General features: G+C 39.0%; 21 protein-coding genes, 1 rRNA gene and 1 pseudogene. 7 read left to right on the top strand and 16 right to left on the bottom strand.

From position 1 onward, the window contains the following. On the bottom strand, nt 1-481 hold a 481-nt coding region (locus ACERCG_RS11385), incomplete at its 3' end, for a TonB-dependent receptor plug domain-containing protein (RefSeq protein WP_373612182.1). 156 nt (nt 482-637) lie between these two features. Here ACERCG_RS11385 and hutZ point away from each other — a divergent pair. Both hutZ and pepN read left to right on the top strand, forming a co-directional pair. Next, nucleotides 638-1156, top strand: a complete 519-nt coding sequence (gene hutZ / locus ACERCG_RS11380; protein ID WP_373612181.1) for a heme utilization protein HutZ — start codon at nt 638-640, stop codon at nt 1154-1156. A 150-nt stretch (nt 1157-1306) separates the two neighbouring features. Further along, a complete protein-coding gene (gene pepN / locus ACERCG_RS11375; protein WP_373612180.1) occupies nt 1307-3919 on the top strand; it encodes an aminopeptidase N in 2613 nt (870 codons plus the stop codon). 108 nt (nt 3920-4027) lie between these two features. Here the strand turns inward: pepN and ACERCG_RS11370 are convergent, their stop codons facing one another. Next, entirely contained in the window at nt 4028-4300 is a 273-nt protein-coding gene (locus ACERCG_RS11370; RefSeq protein WP_373612179.1) for an acylphosphatase, read from the bottom strand. Between the two features lie 53 nt (nt 4301-4353). Then, nucleotides 4354-5244: pseudogene (locus tag ACERCG_RS11365) on the bottom strand (ABC transporter substrate-binding protein); the annotation flags it as partial. A gap of 556 nt (nt 5245-5800) precedes the next feature. Between ACERCG_RS11365 and leuC the strand changes: the two are divergent. Further along, nucleotides 5801-7219: a 3-isopropylmalate dehydratase large subunit gene (leuC, locus tag ACERCG_RS11360; RefSeq protein WP_373612178.1), complete on the top strand. Its 1419-nt coding sequence runs from the start codon at nt 5801-5803 to the stop codon at nt 7217-7219. A gap of 12 nt (nt 7220-7231) precedes the next feature. Beyond that, complete coding sequence (gene leuD / locus ACERCG_RS11355) at nt 7232-7834, top strand: 3-isopropylmalate dehydratase small subunit (RefSeq protein ID WP_373612177.1); 603 nt, start codon at nt 7232-7234, stop codon at nt 7832-7834. 55 nt (nt 7835-7889) lie between these two features. Here leuD and ACERCG_RS11350 read toward each other — a convergent pair whose 3' ends face one another. The 3 genes from ACERCG_RS11350 to dusA are packed head-to-tail and all read right to left on the bottom strand — an operon-like array spanning nt 7890 to nt 9888. Next, nucleotides 7890-8354, bottom strand: coding sequence for a hypothetical protein (locus ACERCG_RS11350; RefSeq protein ID WP_373612176.1), 465 nt, complete (start codon nt 8352-8354; stop codon nt 7890-7892). Between the two features lie 24 nt (nt 8355-8378). Next, entirely contained in the window at nt 8379-8885 is a 507-nt protein-coding gene (locus ACERCG_RS11345) for a DUF2301 domain-containing membrane protein (protein ID WP_373612175.1), read from the bottom strand. A 31-nt stretch (nt 8886-8916) separates the two neighbouring features. Continuing rightward, a complete protein-coding gene (dusA, locus tag ACERCG_RS11340) occupies nt 8917-9888 on the bottom strand; it encodes a tRNA dihydrouridine(20/20a) synthase DusA (RefSeq protein ID WP_373612174.1) in 972 nt (323 codons plus the stop codon). Nucleotides 9889-10250: 362 nt separating this feature from the next. Here dusA and ACERCG_RS11335 point away from each other — a divergent pair, with 362 nt between their 5' ends. Both ACERCG_RS11335 and ACERCG_RS11330 read left to right on the top strand, forming a co-directional pair. Then, on the top strand, nt 10251-11228 hold the full coding sequence (locus ACERCG_RS11335) for a ribonucleotide-diphosphate reductase subunit beta (RefSeq protein ID WP_373612173.1): 978 nt from the start codon (nt 10251-10253) through the stop codon (nt 11226-11228). Continuing rightward, nucleotides 11215-12882 carry a ribonucleoside-diphosphate reductase subunit alpha gene (locus ACERCG_RS11330; protein ID WP_373612172.1) on the top strand — a complete coding sequence of 556 codons (1668 nt, stop codon included), beginning with the start codon at nt 11215-11217 and terminating at the stop codon, nt 12880-12882. Before ACERCG_RS11335 ends, ACERCG_RS11330 begins: the two co-directional genes overlap by 14 nt. An 80-nt stretch (nt 12883-12962) precedes the next feature. Here ACERCG_RS11330 and nudC read toward each other — a convergent pair whose 3' ends face one another. From nudC to pepQ, 5 genes are read right to left on the bottom strand one after another with little or no spacing between them, the layout of a single operon-like run. Continuing rightward, on the bottom strand, nt 12963-13721 hold the full coding sequence (gene nudC / locus ACERCG_RS11325) for an NAD(+) diphosphatase (protein WP_373612171.1): 759 nt from the start codon (nt 13719-13721) through the stop codon (nt 12963-12965). A 3-nt stretch (nt 13722-13724) separates the two neighbouring features. Continuing rightward, nucleotides 13725-14396: a pseudouridine synthase gene (locus ACERCG_RS11320; RefSeq protein ID WP_373612170.1), complete on the bottom strand. Its 672-nt coding sequence runs from the start codon at nt 14394-14396 to the stop codon at nt 13725-13727. Continuing rightward, nucleotides 14393-15241 (bottom strand): DMT family transporter, encoded by an 849-nt coding sequence (locus ACERCG_RS11315; RefSeq protein ID WP_373612169.1) that lies wholly within the window; start codon nt 15239-15241, stop codon nt 14393-14395. Before ACERCG_RS11315 ends, ACERCG_RS11320 begins: the two co-directional genes overlap by 4 nt. After that, nucleotides 15241-15726, bottom strand: a complete 486-nt coding sequence (locus tag ACERCG_RS11310; RefSeq protein WP_373612168.1) for an FxsA family protein — start codon at nt 15724-15726, stop codon at nt 15241-15243. The genes ACERCG_RS11315 and ACERCG_RS11310 overlap by 1 nt, the downstream gene beginning before the upstream one ends. After that, the gene (gene pepQ, locus ACERCG_RS11305) at nt 15726-17048 is read right to left on the bottom strand and encodes a Xaa-Pro dipeptidase (protein ID WP_373612167.1); all 1323 of its coding nucleotides are present in this window, start codon (nt 17046-17048) and stop codon (nt 15726-15728) included. The genes ACERCG_RS11310 and pepQ overlap by 1 nt, the downstream gene beginning before the upstream one ends. Nucleotides 17049-17058: 10 nt before the next feature. Here pepQ and tusA point away from each other — a divergent pair, with 10 nt between their 5' ends. Next, nucleotides 17059-17301, top strand: coding sequence for a sulfurtransferase TusA (gene tusA / locus ACERCG_RS11300; RefSeq protein ID WP_373612166.1), 243 nt, complete (start codon nt 17059-17061; stop codon nt 17299-17301). 44 nt (nt 17302-17345) lie between these two features. Here tusA and rraB read toward each other — a convergent pair whose 3' ends face one another. The 5 genes from rraB to rrf all read right to left on the bottom strand — a co-directional run bounded on the left by rraB (nt 17346) and on the right by rrf (nt 20112). After that, complete coding sequence (gene rraB / locus ACERCG_RS11295; RefSeq protein ID WP_373612165.1) at nt 17346-17774, bottom strand: ribonuclease E inhibitor RraB; 429 nt, start codon at nt 17772-17774, stop codon at nt 17346-17348. Nucleotides 17775-17788: 14 nt separating this feature from the next. Continuing rightward, nucleotides 17789-18400 carry a ribosome biogenesis GTP-binding protein YihA/YsxC gene (yihA, locus tag ACERCG_RS11290; protein WP_373612164.1) on the bottom strand — a complete coding sequence of 204 codons (612 nt, stop codon included), beginning with the start codon at nt 18398-18400 and terminating at the stop codon, nt 17789-17791. A gap of 1 nt (nt 18401) precedes the next feature. After that, nucleotides 18402-18821: a DUF805 domain-containing protein gene (locus ACERCG_RS11285; RefSeq protein ID WP_373612163.1), complete on the bottom strand. Its 420-nt coding sequence runs from the start codon at nt 18819-18821 to the stop codon at nt 18402-18404. Between the two features lie 3 nt (nt 18822-18824). Then, nucleotides 18825-19655, bottom strand: coding sequence for a ZIP family metal transporter (locus ACERCG_RS11280; protein ID WP_373612162.1), 831 nt, complete (start codon nt 19653-19655; stop codon nt 18825-18827). Nucleotides 19656-19996: 341 nt separating this feature from the next. Further along, nucleotides 19997-20112: ribosomal RNA gene (gene rrf, locus ACERCG_RS11275) — 5S ribosomal RNA — on the bottom strand. Between the last annotated feature and the right edge of the window lie 213 nt (nt 20113-20325).

Raw genomic sequence — 20325 nt, 5'->3', positions numbered from 1 at the left:
GTTGAATGGTAATATTTGACATAAACTTATAAAATTTCGCATAACAGCGGATTATGTGTAAATTCTCGTGCGGAGCTTCGCACATTATACCGCACTTCGAATTCAACATAATCCGAAAATCATAAAGTGAATTCTCTTCTGAATCAGGTAATGCAATGCCATCAATACTAACTCCAACGCGATTGTCCTCCACACCACGAATAGCAAATCCTTTTTGATGTCTCCCTTGATTTACAATACCAACATCAGGGCTATAGCGAACTAAATCTCGATTATTTTGAATAAGTTCTTGTTGGATCGCTTCTTTCGATTTTTGCTCTGAGGAGGCTTTAACATTTTCTTGAGCAACCACACTCACTTCAGATAATTCAGCAATGATCTCTTTCGCATATAAAGTTTGCGACAGTAAAATACTATTTATGCTTAAAGCCAGCAGGCTCAAATTGAACTTATGCTGGTTCCCTAAATAATTAATAAACAAAATCGTTCTCCTTAAGTAAATACGAATTAATTTTTTATTGATTAAAAGTATTATCAATTACATCAATTTTATAGTCAATAATGATTATCATCTTGATTAATAAAATAAAGTTAATTTATAATCCTCGAACTGTTAGAAAACTTAAAAGGAGATATAATGACCACCAATCGCCAAGAGGTATTACAAAACCGTTTAGGTCCTGAGCTTGAAGAGCTGAAACAGCACACTAAAACAATTGTAATGGCAACAACAGATAAAGACGGTACACCGAATGTAAGCTACGCCCCCTTTGTTATCCACAATGGAGAATATAAGGTTCTTATTTCAATAATTGCCCGCCACGCACGAAATTTGCAGGAAATATCTAAAGTTTCCCTAATGCTGATTGAAGATGAAACTAATAGTCGCCAAATTTTTGCACGCCGCCGTTTAACCTTTGATGCAACAGCACGCATCATCGAACGTGCTCAAGAAGAATGGAATATAAGTATTAATGCCCTTAAAGCTAGACACGGGGATTTAATTGATGATCTGTCTAATATGCAAGACTTCAAGCTCTTTAGCTTTAAGCCAACAGCAGGCTTGTTTGTGAAAGGTTTCGGACAGGCATTTGATGTGGGTGTTGATGATTTAATCAGCTTAGTACATCTCGATCAAGGACATCAAACCCTATAATTCCAACACTTCCAAAACGGCTATAAATGGTAACATTTATAGCCGTTTTGTTTGGTACAAGCGGTCATATTTTTTGGAAAATTTGCAATAAATTTAGTACAATAGCTCGCACTATTCTAGCGGCAAAAGGCCAATCAAAAAGGAAATCCTATGCAACCTAAAGCAAAACTCAGAAAAGATTATAAAGCACCAGATTTCACTATTACCGACATTTATCTCGATTTTCAACTTGACCCAGATCGCACCTTTGTTACCTCAACTTTAACCGTTGAGCGTAAAAATAGTGATGCAACCACGCTTAAATTAGATGGTCATAGTTTTGATTTCCTTTCGATTAAATTTAATGGCGAGCCGTTTTCGACCTATGAAAAAGATGATGAATCTTTAACCTTAAATTTGGCAGAGATGGAAGCAGATCGTTTTGAGCTACAAATTGAAACAGCGTTAAACCCTGCACAAAATAGCTCGCTACAAGGTTTATACAAATCAGGCGATGGGCTTTGCACCCAGTGTGAGGCTGAAGGTTTCCGCCAGATTACCTATATGCTCGACCGCCCTGATGTACTTGCAAAATATACGACAAAAATCACCGCTAGTAAGAGCAAATATCCGTTTCTGCTTTCTAACGGTAACCGCATTGCACAAGGTGAGTTGCACGATGGAAGACACTGGGTGGAATGGCAAGATCCGTTCTTCAAGCCAAGCTATCTATTTGCATTAGTGGCGGGCGATTTTGACCTTCTGCAAGATAAGTTCATTACCAAAAGCGGACGTGAAGTTACCTTAGAAATCTATGTTGATCGTGGTAATTTAGACCGTGCCCCTTGGGCAATGGAGAGCTTAAAACGCTCGATGAAATGGGACGAAGATCGTTTCGGCTTAGAGTACGATTTAGATATTTATATGATTGTTGCCGTTGATTTCTTTAATATGGGAGCAATGGAAAACAAAGGATTGAATATTTTCAACTCTAAATTCGTGTTAGCTAAACCGGAAACCGCAACCGATACGGATTATTTAGATATTGAAGCGGTTATCGCTCACGAATATTTCCATAACTGGACAGGTAGCCGCATTACTTGCCGTGATTGGTTCCAATTAAGCCTTAAAGAAGGTTTAACTGTTTTCCGTGATCAGGAATTTACCTCTGATTTATGGGCTCGTTCAGCAAAACGTATTGAAGATGTGCGTTTATTGCGTACCGTACAATTTGCCGAAGATGCCAGCCCGATGGCACACCCGATTCGCCCGGAAAAAGTGATTGAAATGAACAATTTCTACACCGTTACTGTGTATGAAAAAGGGGCGGAAATCATTCGTATGATCCACACCCTATTGGGCGAAGAGAAATTCCAACAAGGAATGAAGCTCTATGTGGAAAGACACGACGGCTCAGCAGCAACCTGTGAAGATTTCGTAAAAGCGATGGAAGATGCGTCAGGCGTTGATTTAGAGCAGTTCCGCCGTTGGTATAGCCAATCAGGTACGCCAGAACTCACGATTTCTGATGAATATGATGAAGCACGCAAAGCCTATCGTTTGTATATTTCGCAAATGACACCACCAACACATGATCAGTTGGAGAAATTAAACTTACATATTCCATTAAAAGTGGCGTTATATGGCGAAAATGATGGAAAACGCATTCCATTACAGTATGAATTATTAACGGTAAGTGATGTGCTAGATGTTACCGCTGAACATCAAACGTTTGAGTTCCACAATGTAACGCAACGCCCTGTGCCTGCGTTATTATGTGATTTCTCTGCTCCTGTGCGTTTAGATTACAACTACACTACCGAGCAGCTTTTAACCTTACTCAAACACGCTGAAAATGATTTCGTACGTTGGGACGCCGCACAAATGCTCTACACTAACGAATTGCGTGAAAATTTAAGCCGTTATCAGCAAAATCAGCCGTTTAGTTTTTCAGAAGGTTTAGCTGATGCCTTAACGTTTGTGTTAGAAAATTCGGCTAAATCGCCTGAATTAACCGCATTAACACTCACATTACCGAAAGAAACGGAATTTGCCGAGTCATTTAAAACTATTGACCCAACAGGTATCGCTTTGGTGCGTGAATTTATGCAACACTCGATTGCTCAAGCATTGCAAGATAAGCTATTGATTGTTTATAACCAAAACAAATGCGATGCTTACCAAGTGGTTGCTGAAGATATTGCCAAACGTGCGTTACGGAATGTTTGTTTAAGCTATCTTGCGTTCACTGATTTAGGTAATGCCCTCGTTCATAAGCATTACAACAATGCAGATAATATGACTGATACCCTAGCTGCATTACAAGCTGCAACCAAAGCACAGCTCAGTTGCCGTGATGCGTTATTGGCAGACTTTGAAGAAAAATGGAAGCACGACGGCTTAGTAATGGACAAATGGTTTATGATTCAAGCCACTCGCCCAGATGAAAACGTACTAGCGATTGTGCAAGGTTTAATGGAACACCCAAGTTTCAACTTTAACAATCCAAACCGCTTACGTTCATTGGCTGGGGCATTCTGCAGTCAAAACCCGAAAGCTTTCCACGCTATTGATGGCTCAGGTTACCGTTTCTTGGTTGATACGCTAATTAAACTCAATGAAAGCAACCCACAAGTTGCCGCACGACTTATTGAGCCGTTAATTAAACTCTCTCGTTACGACAACCAACGCCAAACCTTAATGCGTCGTGGTTTAAAGCGTCTGCGTGAAATGGACAACCTCGCCCGTGATTTATTCGAGAAAATTGAAAAGGCGTTGGATTAAGATTTTTACCTGTAGGGGCTGGTCCTGTGCCAGCCCGAAAATTGCTAGAGCAGGCACAGATGCTTAACTAGAATTGCAAATTTATAAATAAAAGCGACCGCTTGTTATTTAACGCCTGATCTCAAACCGTTCAAAGTTTTCTCCGCCGCTATAATCACTCGCTATTACTCGTTCTACGTTTGCTGAAGGAGAGCCGTGATGTAACCATTGTTCAAACTGAGCCATTGTTTGCTCATCAGCTTTTGCTATAACTTCCACCGAACCATCATTGCAGTTTCTTACATAGCCTTTCACCCCTAATTTCTCAGCTTCTCTTAAGGTATAAAAACGAAAAGCAACACCTTGAACTCGCCCATAAACTGAAAATCGTTTTATTGTCATATTTTCCTCAAAAAAATTAGGCTGCTTATTTTTCAATAAACAGCCTAGAATCATTATTTCACAATGTATAGGTTACGAAGCAAGATATCATCTTGTGGATCTTTGCCCTCATAGCCCTTCACATAAGGTTTAACCAAACGTGTGTTCACATAGTTATATAACGGCATAATCGCATAATCTTTCGCTAACTGCTCTTCTGCTTTCACATAAGCGGCTGCACGACCGGCTGCATCTGTTGCTTTGTAAGACTCTGCTACCGCATCATCATAGGCTTGGCTCTTATAGAATGCGGTATTGTTACTTGAGTTCGATAGGAAATAGTTCACGAACGTTGTTGCTTGGTTGTAGTCTGCCGACCAACCTGCACGAGATACATCGTAGTTTGCATTACGACGTGTATCTAAGAAGGTTTTCCATTCTTGGTTTTCAAGTTTCACATCAACAATGCCGTCCGTGCCTTGTTTCCATAATGATGAAACCGCAATCGCAATTTTCTTGTGGTTATCATTGGTATTATAAAGCACGGTAAATTTCAGTGGATTAGATTTGCTATAACCTGCCTCTTCTAACAATTTCAACGCTTTAGCTTTTCTGTCTGCCATTGATTCTGTTGAATACGCCGGTTGTTGGATTTTCTCGCCTTCGTGAATGTAAGTTGGCGTAAACACATAAGTTGGGGTTTGCCCTTGCCCTAATACTTTATCGGTAATAATGGTACGATCTAAGGCTAAGTTCAAGGCTTCACGCACTTTTGGATTATCAAATGGTGGTCGTTTGTTGTTGAACTCGTAGTAATAGGTTGAAAGAGTTCTAGCGGTAAATACCTCATTTGGAATCTCTTTTTTAAGCGTTGGGAATTGCTCAGGTGGTAAAGCGTAGTTTGTCATATCTAAATCACCTGCACGGTAGCGAGCTACATCTGTTGCAGCACTTACAATCGCTAATCTTGCTTTTCTACAAGCACTGTGCCTTCAGGTACTTTTGCCGCAAATACATTAGCTGATAGGCCTAAAATTAATGAAGCAGCTAAGGCGGAAAGAGGGAATTTTGATTGCATATTTAATCTCCATCTATGAATAATTATTTATGATTGCCATTAAATCAACTGAATATAGATCTTTCAAGTTTAGATATTAGCTTATTTATTGCAAGCACATTTTTTTAAATTTGTGATAGATCTCACCTTTTGCTGCAAAAACTTCCTAAAAATATAAATAAGAAAATAGCTCTATAAAGTTTAACAATAACTAGATAACTTACTGCAACACACAACTTACACAGAATAATATACTAAACATCACTTAATAAAGCTATTTTTAGGCTTATTCAGCAGAATAAAAATCGTTATTTTCCGTAAAAATCTGTTTTACTTTCTGTTTTTTAATCGTTATATTCTCTTTCACCTAAGCTAGCGGTTGGATTTTTCTAAAGCATTGCAAATGATTTTACGAAAATAACCGCTTGTATTGCAAAATTATTCTTTTTGAGTTGGACTATTGTATGCAACAAGCTAAAACACTATATCAAAAACTTTTCGATTCACATATTGTTCACGAAGCAGAAGGCGAAACGCCGATTCTTTATATCAACCGCCACTTAATTCACGAAGTAACCAGCCCACAGGCTTTTGATGGTTTGCGTGTGGCTGGTCGTCAAGTTCGCCAAGTCAGTAAAACCTTCGGTACGATGGATCACAGTATTTCTACCCAAGTGCGTGATGTTCAGCAACTTGAAGGGCAAGCAAAGGTTCAAGTATTGGAATTAGAGAAAAACTGTGCCGAAAACGGCATTCCACTTTTCGATATTACTAAAAAGCAACAAGGTATTGTTCACGTTATGGGGCCAGAGCAAGGCTTGACATTACCGGGAATGACGATTGTGTGTGGCGACTCTCACACTGCCACTCACGGTGCTTTTGGTGCGCTGGCGTTCGGTATCGGAACATCTGAAGTAGAACACGTTTTAGCAACTCAAACCTTAAAACAAGCCCGTGCAAAAAGTATGAAAGTGGAAGTTCGCGGTAAAGTAAACCCGGGCATTACAGCAAAAGATATCGTACTTGCGATTATCGGTAGAACGACAATGGCTGGCGGCACAGGTTATGTGGTGGAGTTTTGTGGCGAAGCCATTCGTGATCTTTCAATGGAAGGTAGAATGACCGTATGTAATATGGCAATTGAGTTTGGTGCAAAAGCAGGTATTGTTGCCCCTGATGAAACTACCTTCGCTTACTTAAAAGGTCGCCCAAATGCACCAAAAGGTAAAGATTGGGACGATGCGGTTGAATATTGGAAAACACTAAAAACTGACGAAGGTGCGGTTTATGATGCTGAAGTGATTTTAGAAGCTAAAGATATTGCCCCGCAAGTCACTTGGGGAACCAACCCGGGCCAAGTTATCGGTATCGATGATGTGATCCCAAACCCTGAAGAGATGGCAGATCCTGTAACCCGTGCTTCAGCAGAAAAAGCGTTAGCTTACATCGGCTTAGAACCACATACCGATATGAAAGATGTGCCGGTTGATCAAGTGTTCATCGGCTCTTGTACCAATGCCCGTATTGAAGATTTGCGAGCAGCTGCAGCAGTAATGAAAGGGCGTAAAAAAGCGGATAATGTAAAACGCATTCTTGTTGTACCAGGTTCAGGCTTAGTGAAAGAGCAAGCTGAAAAAGAGGGCTTAGATAAAATCTTCATTGAAGCGGGGGCAGAATGGCGTAACCCGGGCTGTTCAATGTGCTTAGGTATGAATGATGATATTTTAGGCGAATGGGAGCGTTGTGCTTCAACCTCAAACCGTAACTTTGAAGGTCGTCAAGGGCGTAATGGTCGCACCCACTTAGTTAGCCCGGTAATGGCTGCAGCAGCAGCCGTATTTGGTAAATTTGTTGATATTCGTAACGTTTCATTAAACGCATAATAGGAGGAAAAAATGGCAGGTATTAAACAACATTCGGGCTTAGTCGTTCCTCTTGATGCAGCGAACGTGGATACTGATGCAATCATTCCAAAACAGTTCTTACAAGCCATTACCCGTGTGGGATTTGGTAAACACCTTTTCCACGAATGGCGTTATTTAGATGCAGCAGAAACGCAACCAAACCCTGATTTTGTGCTGAATTTTCCGCAATATCAAGGAGCAACCATTTTACTTGCCCGCAAAAATTTAGGTTGTGGTTCTTCTCGTGAACACGCTCCTTGGGCGTTGGCAGATTACGGCTTTAAAGTGATGATTGCCCCAAGTTTTGCAGATATTTTCTACAACAATAGCTTAAACAACCATATGCTTCCAATTAAATTAACGGAAGAAGAAGTGGAAGAAATCTTCCAATGGGTGTGGGTAAATGAAGGCAAACAAATTCACGTTGATTTAGAAGCGATGACGGTTACCGTTGGCGATAAAGTTTATACTTTTGAGCTAGATGAATTCCGTCGCCATTGCTTACTCAATGGTTTAGATAATATCGGCTTAACCCTTCAACACGAAGCAAAAATTGCCGAGTACGAAAGCAAAATTCCTGCATTCTTACGTTAATTTCTTAATGAAAAACGGCTAGAATTTAAATTCTAGCCGTTTTTTCTATTCTCAATTAGCCCTCTCTACACTCTAACCAAGCCAGATTATTTTTGTAATAAACTGAGCTATGTTCACGAGCAACTAATTCTACATAACCACCCTCAATCGGTTGATATGAGCGGTAACGCACCTCAAACTTGCTTCCTCTTGCATTCAAACTGATATTGGCAATATGGTCGAACGGATAGGGTTTTCCGCCATCAAGTTGGAAATAGATACCAAAATTCTCTTGCTTACGGCTTTCAGCCCAAAGAGGAAAATAGGTTGCCAAATAAGAGCTCTCCCCTGTGGCAAAATTCTTACAGTAATAGCTATATCGCTTATAATTTTTTGGATTATTTAGCTCCGCTTGGCTGATATTCTCTTTTAAATATCCCACTTGTGGCTTGTGTTGTGTTGTTTTTTGTTGCTGTGATGGCGTACAAGCAAATAAGCCAATAACCGTTGTTGCCATTAAGGCAATTTTAAATTTGTGCATAAAAATCCCGATAAAATATAAAAATTATGGCTGATATTTAGTTTTATCGCCAATATCAAAATGTAGTGGCATTCGCCATTTTTGAATGCTTAACACTAAAAGTAACAAGCCACAAATCACACTTAGAATTTGAACCAATAAACTCCACCCTAATGCAAATGCAACCCATAAAATAGCCACTAGAATAGGCTGGAAGTTCAAGCCAAATACTCTAAAACAGAAATATTCTTTATAACTTAAGCCACCAATAACCAGTAGCATCGCCCCCAAGGCTAATAATGGAAAATTAAAGATGTAGAAAAGTAGCCCTAACCACGCTGAAAACTGGAAAATCAGGCGGAATGTTTTGTCATACAAATGTAACGATGAAGCCAACATTGAACCAGCTACTAATAAGCCAACAAGAGCCGTTGAGGTATAATAAGGCAACAAAAATAGCATTAATGTGGCTAATACAAAACCGCTACGGTAAACAACAACGGTTAAATAATCCCAAAAATCCATAGGCGATTTAATATGTGGATCTGCCATAACTTTCTCCTTAAATATCTATCCTCAAATCTTAGCCGATAAACGCAAGAGCTTGCTCAACTACTTCCACGCCAGCCTCTTGTTTAGTAGCATTTTCGCTTAAATGGCGACGCCATTGTCTCGCCCCTTTGCAATTCTGAAATGCTCCAAGCATATGACGAACAATATGATTTAAATAAACCCCTTTTGAAAGCTCTCTTTCAATATATGGGAACATCTTCTCCACAGCTTCCTTTGCCGTTACAAGCGGTCGATTTTCGTTAAAAATTTGCGAATCGATTTCGCCTAACATTGACGGATTTTGATAGGCTTCACGCCCAACCATAACACCATCAACAAATTGTAAATGTTGCTTGATCTCCTCAATAGTTCTAATACCGCCATTAATTGTAATATTAAGATGTGGAAAATCCCGTTTAAGTTGATACACTCGCTCATAATCCAGCGGAGGAATTTCACGGTTCTCTTTCGGACTTAAGCCAGTAAGCCATGCTTTGCGGGCATGAACAATAAAATCATTGCTGTAAGGTTGTACTTTTTCGATAAAATCGCAGAGAAATTCATAACTATCGAGATCATCAATCCCAATGCGGTGCTTAACCGTAACAGGAATCTCTACCGCATCTTGCATCGCTTTAATACAATCTGCCACTAAATCCGCTTTTGCCATCAAACAAGCCCCGAACATACCGTTCTGCACACGGTCAGACGGGCAACCCACATTTAAATTCACTTCCGCATAACCTCGTTCCTCTACCAATTTGGCACAACGAGCAAGTTGTGCAGGATCACTTCCGCCTAATTGCAATGCCACAGGGTTTTCGCTTGGGTCGTATTCCAGCAAATCATATTTCGCGTGAATAATAGCAGAGGCGGTAATCATTTCCGTATAAAGTAAGGCATTTTTGCTAAATTGGCGATGAAAATAACGGCAGTGGCGAGTTGTCCAATCTAGCATTGGAGCAACCGAAAAACGCCCTCGATAAAATTGTTGAGTATTCATATCCATAAAATCAAAATAAAGCGGTTAAAAAATGGTAAAAATTTGCAAAAAGATAACCGCTTGTAACCCATAAAAACAGGCGGATATCATACTCGAAAAAGTAAGCCAAACATAGTTTTATCAAGGCTTATTGAATTCAGCTGCGTAATTTCAAAACAGCCAAAAACACAATATATAGTGGTTATAAGACCATTTAAACACAATATATTGAAACAAAAATTTACAAAATTATTTTCCTTTATAAATCAATAGGCTAACAAAAACGAATAAAAAAGCTCAGTTGTCAAGTCTTGTTTTGAAACTTTTTTTGCATACAATCATCTCCCAGATTGAAACCAAACTTTAAGATAGAGCCTAAGAATATGTCTAGAAATCTTTTCCAAAAACGCTTAAATATTAAGCCGTATGAGTATCCTGAGCTTCTTGAATTTAAAGATGCTATCCGCCATTCTTATTGGTTACATACCGAGTTTAACTTTACGGGCGATATCCAAGATTATCGCACCACCATTAACGATCACGAACGCCACGTTCTAACCCGCGCAATGCTAGCGATTTCGCAAGTAGAAGTGAATGTAAAACGTTTCTGGGGTGAGTTATACCGTTATTTCCCAAAACCGGAAATGGACGATGTGGGCGGTACTTTCGCCGAAAGTGAAGTTCGTCATAAAGATGCTTATTCATTCTTATTGGAAAAGCTCGGCTTAAATGAGATGTTCAGCCAAATTCACGATATTGAGCCATTAATGAATCGTATTCGTTATATGGAAAGTTTTATGAAAGATAAAGATGCAGGTAAGGGCGAATTTGTTTTATCGCTAGTGCTGTTCTCTTTATTTGTTGAGCATATTTCCTTATTCGGTCAATTCATTATTATGATGTCATTCAACAAGCATAAAAACCTGTTTAAAGGGATTTCAAACGCGGTTGAAGCCACCTCAAAAGAAGAAGAGATTCACGGCAAATTTGGTATTGCGTTATACGAAATTTTGCGTGATGAACATAGTGAATTGTTTACCCCAGAATTCTTTGAAGATTTACAAACCCTTGCAACACAAGCATTTGAAGCTGAGCGTGGTATTTTAGATTGGATTTTTGAAGAGGGCGATTTAAGTTTTATCACCAAAGCAACAGTAGAAAACTATATTAAAAACCGTTACAACAATTCATTGAGCATTTTAGGGTTAGAGCCGCCACACGATATCGACCCTGAATTGTTAAAAGAAACTGAGTGGTTTGATATTGAAATTCTTTCAACCAAAGAAACGGATTTCTTTAACAAACGTAGTACCGATTATTCTAAAAAAATGAAGCAGATTACCGCAGATGACTTATTTTAATACAGACCGCCCAGACTTCCACTGGCTAAATGAAGATAGCCGTTTATTCTTACAACGTGGCTATTTATTGGAAGGCACAACCGCATTAGACCGTATTCGTTTTATTGCTGAACACGCAGAGCGTAAACTCGGCATTGAAGGCTATGCGGATAAATTCTATCACTATATGGCAAGAGGTTATTTCTCGCTTTCTTCGCCAATTTGGTCAAACTTCGGTTTAGATCGTGGTTTACCGATCTCCTGTTTTGGTAGCTACATCGGCGATTCTATCCACGAAATTATGGTAACAACCGCTGAAGTGGGTATGATGAGCAAAATCGGTGGTGGTACATCAGCTTATTTTGGCGATATTCGCCCCCGTGGTTCTTTAATTAAGAATAACGGCAAATCAGACGGTTCATTTAACTTCAGTAAATTATTTGATACGGTCATTGATGTTATCTCGCAAGGTACATCACGCAAAGGTCAATTCGCTGGTTATATTGATATTGAACACGGCGACATCGATGAATGGTTAGATATTCACACTGAAGGTAACCCGATTCAGTTAATGTACTACGGTGTTTGTGTTGGACACGATTGGCTAGAGTCAATGAAAGCTGGTGACCCATATAAACGTCAGCTTTGGGCAAAATTATTACAACGTAAAACCGAAACAGGTATTCCCTATTTATTCTTTAAAGACAATGCAAACGCAGGTCGCCCTGATGTCTATAAAGATAAAAATATGACGATTCACGCATCAAACTTATGTACTGAAATTATGTTGCCATCAAGCAACGATGAGAGTTTCGTATGCTGTTTATCCTCAATGAACCTACTCTATTTTGATGAGTGGAAAGATACCGATGCACCTGAAGTATTAACTTACTTCTTAGACGTGGTAATGAGCGAATTTATTGAGAAAAGTAAATCAGTGCCGTTCTTAGAGCGTGCAAATCGTTTTGCGGTTCGCCACCGTGCATTAGGTTTAGGCGTGTTAGGCTGGCATAGCTATTTACAAGCGAATAACATTGCGTTTGATAGCTTCCAAGCAATGCAGAAAAACAATGAGATTTTCAAAACACTACAAGAAAAAACCTTAAAAGCATCGCAAGAACTTGCACAACGCTTTGGCGAACCGGAAATTCTCGAGGGCTATGGTCGCCGCAATACCACATTGATGAGTATTGCTCCGACTAAATCCAGTAGCTTTATTTTAGGCAGTGTGTCGCCATCGGTAGAGCCGTTTAAATCAAACTACTATGTAAAAGATTTAGCGAAGATCAAAACCGTGTATAAAAACCCGTTCTTAGAGAAATTACTGCAAGAAAAAGGGTTAGATACCGAAGAAATTTGGGAATCGATTTTACAAAATGATGGCTCTGTTCAACATTTAGAACAGCTTTCTGAACACGAAAAAGAGGTATTTAAAACCTTTGCGGAAATCAGCCAATTAAGTGTAATTCAACAAGCTGCTCAACGCCAACAATATATTGACCAAGGGCAAAGTATTAATGTGATGATCCACCCTGCAACGCCAGCTCGTGATCTAAACCAATTATACTTAACCGCTGAAGAACTCGGCTTAAAATCGATTTATTACCAAAACTCAATGAGTGCCGCTCAGGTATTTAACCGCAACTTATTAAGCTGTTCAAGTTGTGAAGGGTAATTAAACTTAGAAATAAAAAATGCTGAATAATACAAGTTATTCAGCATTTTTTTATTGTAGGGATAAATAATTATTTATCCCTATTCCTCCCTACACAATTTCAATGTTGCTTGAATTAGCTCAAAAGCTATTGTTCCTTTTTGTGGAATTTCTGGTAGAACATCATCGTAGTCAAACCATTGAGCATCGCAGATTTCCTCTTCCTGTAGAGTAATTTCTCCGCTCTCATAGTCGGCTAAAAAACCAAGCATCAATGAATTAGGAAATGCCCACGGTTGGCTGCCAAAATAGCTGACATTTTTGACTTTCAACCCTGTTTCCTCAAATATTTCACGATGAACTGCATTTTCAATAGGTTCGCCCGCTTCCACAAAGCCTGCCAAAATCGTGTAAATTGTGCCTTTATGACGTAAATGATTTGCCAGCAGAATTTGTCTGCCTTTACGCACTGCCACAATAATTGACGGGCTAATAGTTGGGTAAGCTCGATTGCCACAAGCATTACAATGCACCGCAATTTCATTATCGGCTAATACGGTTTTTTCGCCACATTTGCCACAAAATCGATGAGTACCAAAGAAATGGTTTAACGATACCGCTCGATGTAATAAATGGCTTAACTCTGGCTCTCGTCCAATTTGCGTTCTTAAATAAGCAAACTCACAATGATTATCTTCTTCTCTGGCTTTCACTAAATAAACCGGCAAATTTTGGTAAGAACCTATCACTAATTTCTCTCGTCCATTCAAGCCAAATTCTTCCGCCAAGCCACAAGGGATTTCGCCATTTACTAATGCAATATCAAAATCCTTAACGATAATCCAATATCCTTTATTCATCTTTTAACCTAATTGCCTAAATAACTTACGCTTTTCGCTTTCCGATAATACTCGGTATTCTCCACTTTCTAAATCGGCTAATTCAAAATTACCTAATCCCACACGAATTAAACGCAAGGTTGGGAAACCGATATGTGCCGTCATTCGTCTGACTTGGCGATTTTTTCCCTCGTGAATAACTAATTCAATCCAACTGGTTGGAATGCTTTTTCGCTCACGAATTTTCGGAGCAGTTTGCCAATGATACTTTGGCTCAAGAATGGCCTTTGCTTTCGCAGGCTGAGTTAAACCATCTTTTAACTCCACACCCTTTTCTAATTTTTCTAAATCGGCTTTGCTAGGAATACCTTCTACTTGCACCCAATAGGTTTTCTGTTTCTCAAATTTTGGGTGAGCTAAACGATGTTGTAGTTCGCCATTATTGGTTAAAAGCAATAAACCTTCGCTATCTCTATCTAACCGACCGACAGGGTAAACATTGGGAATCGGGATAAAATCTTTTAACGTTTTTCGCCCTTGCTCATCGGTAAATTGTGTTAGCACATCGTAGGGTTTATTAAACAGCAGTACGATCGTTTCAGAAAAAGCAAGCGGTCGTTTTTTCTCATTCTTTTGCAAATTTTTCGCAAAATTTGACCGCTTGTTTGTAGCTCTTTTAAAGGTTGGCTGCTTCATTTTTTCAAGTTCACCCACGCAACAGACAGTAAAATAATTGCCCCGCCGATAATCATCTTAAGCGTTGGTACTTCGCCAAAACAGAGCCACGCAATGACAATCGCATACACAGGTTCGAGGGAGATAATCATCGAGGCAGTGCGAGCATTGATGGTATCAAGGCTTGAAATAAACAGCGTATAGGCAAGTGTGGTACACAAAAAACCAACGCAGAAAATCCAAAACCAATCTTGAGCAGACACGCTCGGCAATTCCATTAGCGAGAACGGCAGCAGTAAAAGCGTTGCAAAAATATATTGCCACCAACTTGCCTGTACGCCAGAAATTTTGCTCATTGTATTGCGATTAAAAACCGCAAGAATGCCGTAAACTAACGCTGAAAAAACTCCCCAAAGTAAGCCTCGTGTCGCGTCGTTACCAAAGGTAAATTCAGGCGTAACTAAAATCAAACCAATGGTAATCGCAATCAATAGAACCACTTCTCGGAAGCGTAATTTCTCACGGAAGAATAAACTTTCAAACAATGCGACAAAGGCTGGGAAACTGGCAAAACCGAGTGTAGCAACCGCTACGCCTCCCACTTTAACTGCAATAAAGAAAGTAACCCAATGAGCTGCTAATAAGCCGCCTGATACCGCTTGTTGCCTGGTTTGTTTGAGGTTCAGTTTTACAAGTGGTTGTTTTTTCCATAAAAAATACAAAGAGATCATCGCAAATGCGATCATCACTCGCCCGAGCACAATGGTTTCAGCAGAGCTTTGAATTAATGCCCCGAAAATACCAGAAGCCCCAAAAAACACCGCTGTGCCGTGTACTTTCAACAAAGCAAGCGTTCTTTTATCCATTATTTGATCCTTTTGGTTTCATCTTGTGGATCAGCTTTACGCTCAAATTCCGCATCAAAAGTGTTGCTATCTTGATGCGATTGTGAATGAAAATGGGTATTTTGTGAGGTAACACGCATAAAAACTTTATTTTTTACGCTATTAATCACAAAGGCTTGAATCAGTTTTCGGCTAAATGGTAACACACATAAAATTGCTAAAATATCGCTTAAAAAGCCGGGAATAATTAATAAAATGCCTGCTAAAACAAACATTATTGAATTACCAACCGCTTCTGTAGGCATTTTACCTTGACTAAGATCTTGCTTAATTGAATAAAACGTGTAAATGCCTCTTAACTTCACAAACCATAAGCCGACAAAAGAGATAGCGACTAATAATAGAATGGTTGGTAGCACGCCAATTTCTGAACCAATGCTAACCAAGAGTGATATTTCACAATAGATATAAAAGAAAATTCCAAAAAGGATCATTAAAATAGGCATTATTTCCTCGCATTTAATTCTGCTTTTGCGGTTAGATTTTCCGCACCTGCTGCACGCATTACAATATTATCTTCGGTACGAATGCCGCCGAAGCGTTTAAAATCATCAATTTTCTGCCAATTGAAAGCAGAAGAATAAGCGCTATTTTTCCAGCTATTTAGCAACATATCAATAAAATAGAAGCCCGGCTCAATGGTCAACACCATATTTTCTTGTAAATCACGCGTACAACGCAAACTTGGATAAGCCTTTGGTGCTGCTTTATGGCTACCTCTCGCATTTTGTTGGAAACCTGCTACATCGTGAACCTGAATACCAAGCAAATGCCCTAGCCCGTGTGGGAAGAATGTTCGGCTAATCCCTTCTTCAAAAATCTGTTCTGCTGATAAATGAACAAATTGATGTTCAGCTAAAAGCTGCGAAATCATCTGCTGCATTCGAGTGTGGTAATGCAGATAATTAATACCAATAGATAAATCCGCAATAATATCTCGCTTGAATTTATCCATTTTAGCGATTAATTCCGCAAATTCTGATGAACTATCAAAAGCATAAGTTCGAGTTAAATCTGAAGCGTAACCATTTACCGTTGTGCCAGCATCAATTAAAAAACTATGGCGTTTTGCGTTAGTATCAAAATCCAATGCGGTATAATGCAGCACCGCTCCATTTTGATTAATCGCCATAATATTGCCATAAGGCACATTAAGTTCAGACTGCTTCGTAGCTTTTAAATATTCAAGATTGATTTCAAACTCACTTTTACCCGCCAAAAAGGCCTCTTTAGCGGCTTGATGTCCTTTCAAGGCTGAAAATTGAGCTTGGTAAATACTTTCAATCTCAAATTCAGTTTTAGTCGAACGTTCAAAATTAAGTATATTTAGGATTTTTTGTGGATTGATTTGGCTAAAGCCTAGCGAATTTGCAAGCGTACTATCTTCCCCAATAAAGGCACAAGCGGTCGGATTTTGGATAAATTTTGCAATTTCCTGTTCAGATTTCAATAAAACCCATTCAAATTCGTCTGCAAAAAAAGAATCTGTTGGTACTTTAGGGGTAGAAACCCAATAATCTTCAGGAGCATAAAAGTAGATTTTCGGCTTATTTTTGCCGTCTAGGAATAACCAGCAATTTTCAGCTTGGGGATAAGGGAAAAAGTAATTAAAATAAGGGTTAATTTTAAATGGGGCGGTTTGATCATCTAAAAACCAACTTTTGGCTTTACCCGAATAAATCCATAAACCGTCTAAAAAAGATTTTTCTAATAAGCCTTGCACCACATGTTGCAAGCGAGAAAGATGTTGAGAGAACAATGTTTTCATAGGAAATAGAATGAATAAGTTAATTGTAAATAGAGAATTGGATACCTTAGGGCTACGCTGCCCAGAGCCTGTTATGCTCACGCGTAAAACAATCCGCACGATGGAAGATGGCGAAATTTTACATATTATCGCTGACGACCCCGCAACAACCCGTGATATTCCAAGTTTCTGTGAATTTATGGATCATCAACTGCTTCAAAAAGAAGTTTCTTCCTCGCCCTATCATTATTGGATCAAAAAAGGTCTAGAATAAAACAACCGTAGGGACTAATTGCAATTAGTCCCTACATTTTTCTATTAATGACGTGTTGGCTCATCATCAAAATCATCATCTTCATCAAAGAACTCACCATCATCGCCATACTCATCGTCATCGGCATTTGGATCTTCAAAGTAAGTTCCCCAACCTTCATATTCCGCACCTGCTTTTTCAATGAGAGGCAATAACTCTTTTTGCTGTGCAGTAATAAGCTCAGCATTTAAGTTAATTTCACTCACGATATCGCAGACAAAAATCACCTTGCCATTTTCTTCTTCCACTTCTTCCGCTTCAGAGATTTCGTAGCCAAGTTTGTACGCATCAACTACTAATTTCTCTAATTTGTCAAAATCACGGTGTGCAACGTGGTGTTCAATAATATAAAGCGCGTCAGGATCTGAGCCATCTTTCAATAAATTCTCAATAATTTCATCAGTTTCAGTGCGTAGTTCTTCTAGATTGTACATATTCAATTCCTCATTTATTCTGTTTCAAAAATAGGGGCGAACCAACTATCTAATTTAGCAGAGAGCTTATCTACACCAATTTTATTTAATGCCGAGTAAGCCTCAACCTGAATATCTCCTTGAAAAGGTAAAATTGCCTCTCTTACCATTTTTACTTGTTTAGAACGAGCAGATTGACTTAATTTATCTGCTTTAGTCAATAACAAGAGAACGGGTAAATCAGCCGAAACCGCCCATTCAATCATCTGTTGGTCAAGATCTTTTAAGGGGTGGCGAATATCCATTAAAATCACTACACCACCTAAGCATTCTCGTTTTTGTAAATATTCGCCTAATGCTTTTTGCCATTGGATCTTCATCTGCTCTGGAACAGCTGCATAGCCATAACCTGGTAAATCCACTAACTTACAGTTTGGTTCAACTTCAAATAAGTTAATCAACTGTGTTCGACCAGGTGTTTTAGAGGTTCTCGCTAAACTTTTTTGATTAGTAAGAGCATTTAGTGCCGTTGATTTACCCGCATTTGAGCGCCCTGCAAAAGCTATTTCCACACCTGTATCTTCAGGCAAATGGCGAATATCTGGTGCAGAAGTTAAAAAATGGGTTTTATGATAATTTAATTTCATTTTATTCTCTTAATTTAAACGATAAGCCTCGCTCACCGTATTGGTTTGGATTTGGGTTTCCTTTGAAAATTCCCCACTCTAAGAAAAGGATCATAGCAACAAAAGCAGGCATTACATTACCAAGTAATACTTTCATTATACCTTCAGTATAACCTGATGCTAGGTAGCAAATAATTGGCACTAGTACCATTAAAAGGGCTTTACCAGAACGATCTCTATCGTGTAAACGTTTCACAATAATTGCAGATAGGCTAAATACTGAAACCCATAGAGGTAAAAAACTTACAAAAGTTAAATTAGCTAAATCTGCCATAAAAATAGCGACTATGAATAGAAAAACGAAGTTAATCGAAAAGCCTATCCAAAAGCCTTGTCTATTTAATCTACCTTTAAAGCCAAAAAGTGCCTTATACCAGTTCATATATTACCCTAGAGCCACATCTAATATCATCATTACCACAAAGCCTAGCATTAAACTTAACGTTGCAATATCGGTATTACCATTACTTTGTGATTCAGGAATTAATTCTTCTACCACAACGAAAATCATCGCACCAGCAGCAAATGCAAGGGCATAGGGTAGAATTGCTGTCATCGAAAGTACAAAAGCAGCACCAATCACTGCAGCGATAGGCTCAACAACTGCTGACATAGCTCCATACCAGAATGCTTTTCTACGGCTATAACCTTCCGCACGAATAGGAAGCGCAAGCGAAGAACCTTCAGGAATATTTTGCAAGCCTATACCTATTGCCAAACCAATCGCTCCCATAATAGAGGCATCAACTCCAGCCACTTGGCTAGCCAAAGCACCAAAGGTAACCCCAATAGCTAATCCTTCCGGAATATTGTGAATAGTAATCGCCAAGAATAATAACGTTGTTTTAGATAAGCCTTTTTTGAGCTGTTTATTCCCTTCAGCTTGCTCAATAGGTTTACTTAAATGTAGATGTGGAACAACATAATCAATCAGTCGGATAAAAGCACCACCTGCAAGAAAGCCGATCGCTGCTGGTAACCAAGCAAACTCCCCATAATCAGCTTCAGCATAATCTAAAGAGGGAGAAAGTAAAGACCAAAATGAGGCTGCAATCATCACACCAGCGGCAAAGCCCATCATACTATCTAATAATTTTCGATTTACCGACCTAAAAAAATAGACAAACGATGAGCCTAAAATTGTACAACCCCAAGTAAATAACCCAGCTAAAAAGGCCTGCCATACTGGAGAAAGCGAAAGGAAATATTCAAACAAAATAAATTAGCCATAGAAAATAAATATTGCTCATTCTATCAAATATTCACTTTCTTTAATATAGCATTATAGATTTTGCAATTTTTCCCTAAAAAACAACCGCTTGTATTCTTGAGCCTTCTTTCCTCTCCGATAACAAGCGGTCCTTTTTCTTCATTTTTTTGCAAAGCAAAAATCTATCAATAATCTATCCCTGTTATAAATACCAAACCTCAAAATAACAAAAACCCCTTAAGTATCTCTACTTAAGGGGATTCCTAAATTAATAACCCGACGATGCTCTACTCTCACATGGCGAATCACCACACTACCATCGACGTTACTGCGTTTTACTTNTAATAACCCGACGATGCTCTACTCTCACATGGCGAATCACCACACTACCATCGACGTTACTGCGTTTTACTTCTGAGTTCGGTATGGAGTCAGGTAGAACCACAGCACTATGGTCGTCGGGAAAATCTTGTTGATTTTCTGTCTTCTCTATTTTTTCGTTCTTTAATCTAAAAACAAGCTGTCACATTGAGTATTCTTTTCTTTGTTTGTCTGTCTGTTTGTTTAGTCTTTGCTTTATTTAGCTTTACTTCGCTTTCTGTTTGTTTGTCCAAAAACACTTGAGCGTTGTATAGTTAAGCCTCTCGGGCAATTAGTATCTGTTAGCTCAACGTCT

Source organism: Mannheimia sp. E30BD (genome assembly GCF_041807785.1).
Taxonomy (GTDB): domain Bacteria; phylum Pseudomonadota; class Gammaproteobacteria; order Enterobacterales; family Pasteurellaceae; genus Mannheimia.
The sequence above is the reverse complement of the archived record's forward strand: the minus strand, read 5'-3'. Positions and strand labels throughout refer to the sequence as shown.

Bases quoted from the DNA above. Each gene is read 5' to 3' on its own strand.
- ACERCG_RS11370 (WP_373612179.1), bottom strand. From the start codon at position 4,300: ATGACAATAAAACGATTTTCAGTTTATGGGCGAGTTCAAGGTGTTGCT.
- pepQ (WP_373612167.1), bottom strand. From the start codon at position 17,048: ATGAAAACATTGTTCTCTCAACATCTTTCTCGCTTGCAACATGTGGTG.
- ACERCG_RS11310 (WP_373612168.1), bottom strand. From the start codon at position 15,726: ATGCCTATTTTAATGATCCTTTTTGGAATTTTCTTTTATATCTATTGT.
- leuC (WP_373612178.1), top strand. From the start codon at position 5,801: ATGCAACAAGCTAAAACACTATATCAAAAACTTTTCGATTCACATATT.
- hutZ (WP_373612181.1), top strand. From the start codon at position 638: ATGACCACCAATCGCCAAGAGGTATTACAAAACCGTTTAGGTCCTGAG.
- leuD (WP_373612177.1), top strand. From the start codon at position 7,232: ATGGCAGGTATTAAACAACATTCGGGCTTAGTCGTTCCTCTTGATGCA.
- pepN (WP_373612180.1), top strand. From the start codon at position 1,307: ATGCAACCTAAAGCAAAACTCAGAAAAGATTATAAAGCACCAGATTTC.
- ACERCG_RS11345 (WP_373612175.1), bottom strand. From the start codon at position 8,885: ATGGCAGATCCACATATTAAATCGCCTATGGATTTTTGGGATTATTTA.
- nudC (WP_373612171.1), bottom strand. From the start codon at position 13,721: ATGAATAAAGGATATTGGATTATCGTTAAGGATTTTGATATTGCATTA.
- ACERCG_RS11320 (WP_373612170.1), bottom strand. From the start codon at position 14,396: ATGAAGCAGCCAACCTTTAAAAGAGCTACAAACAAGCGGTCAAATTTT.
- yihA (WP_373612164.1), bottom strand. From the start codon at position 18,400: ATGAAATTAAATTATCATAAAACCCATTTTTTAACTTCTGCACCAGAT.
- tusA (WP_373612166.1), top strand. From the start codon at position 17,059: ATGAATAAGTTAATTGTAAATAGAGAATTGGATACCTTAGGGCTACGC.
- ACERCG_RS11315 (WP_373612169.1), bottom strand. From the start codon at position 15,241: ATGGATAAAAGAACGCTTGCTTTGTTGAAAGTACACGGCACAGCGGTG.
- ACERCG_RS11350 (WP_373612176.1), bottom strand. From the start codon at position 8,354: ATGCACAAATTTAAAATTGCCTTAATGGCAACAACGGTTATTGGCTTA.
- ACERCG_RS11285 (WP_373612163.1), bottom strand. From the start codon at position 18,821: ATGAACTGGTATAAGGCACTTTTTGGCTTTAAAGGTAGATTAAATAGA.
- rraB (WP_373612165.1), bottom strand. From the start codon at position 17,774: ATGTACAATCTAGAAGAACTACGCACTGAAACTGATGAAATTATTGAG.
- ACERCG_RS11335 (WP_373612173.1), top strand. From the start codon at position 10,251: ATGTCTAGAAATCTTTTCCAAAAACGCTTAAATATTAAGCCGTATGAG.
- dusA (WP_373612174.1), bottom strand. From the start codon at position 9,888: ATGAATACTCAACAATTTTATCGAGGGCGTTTTTCGGTTGCTCCAATG.
- ACERCG_RS11330 (WP_373612172.1), top strand. From the start codon at position 11,215: ATGACTTATTTTAATACAGACCGCCCAGACTTCCACTGGCTAAATGAA.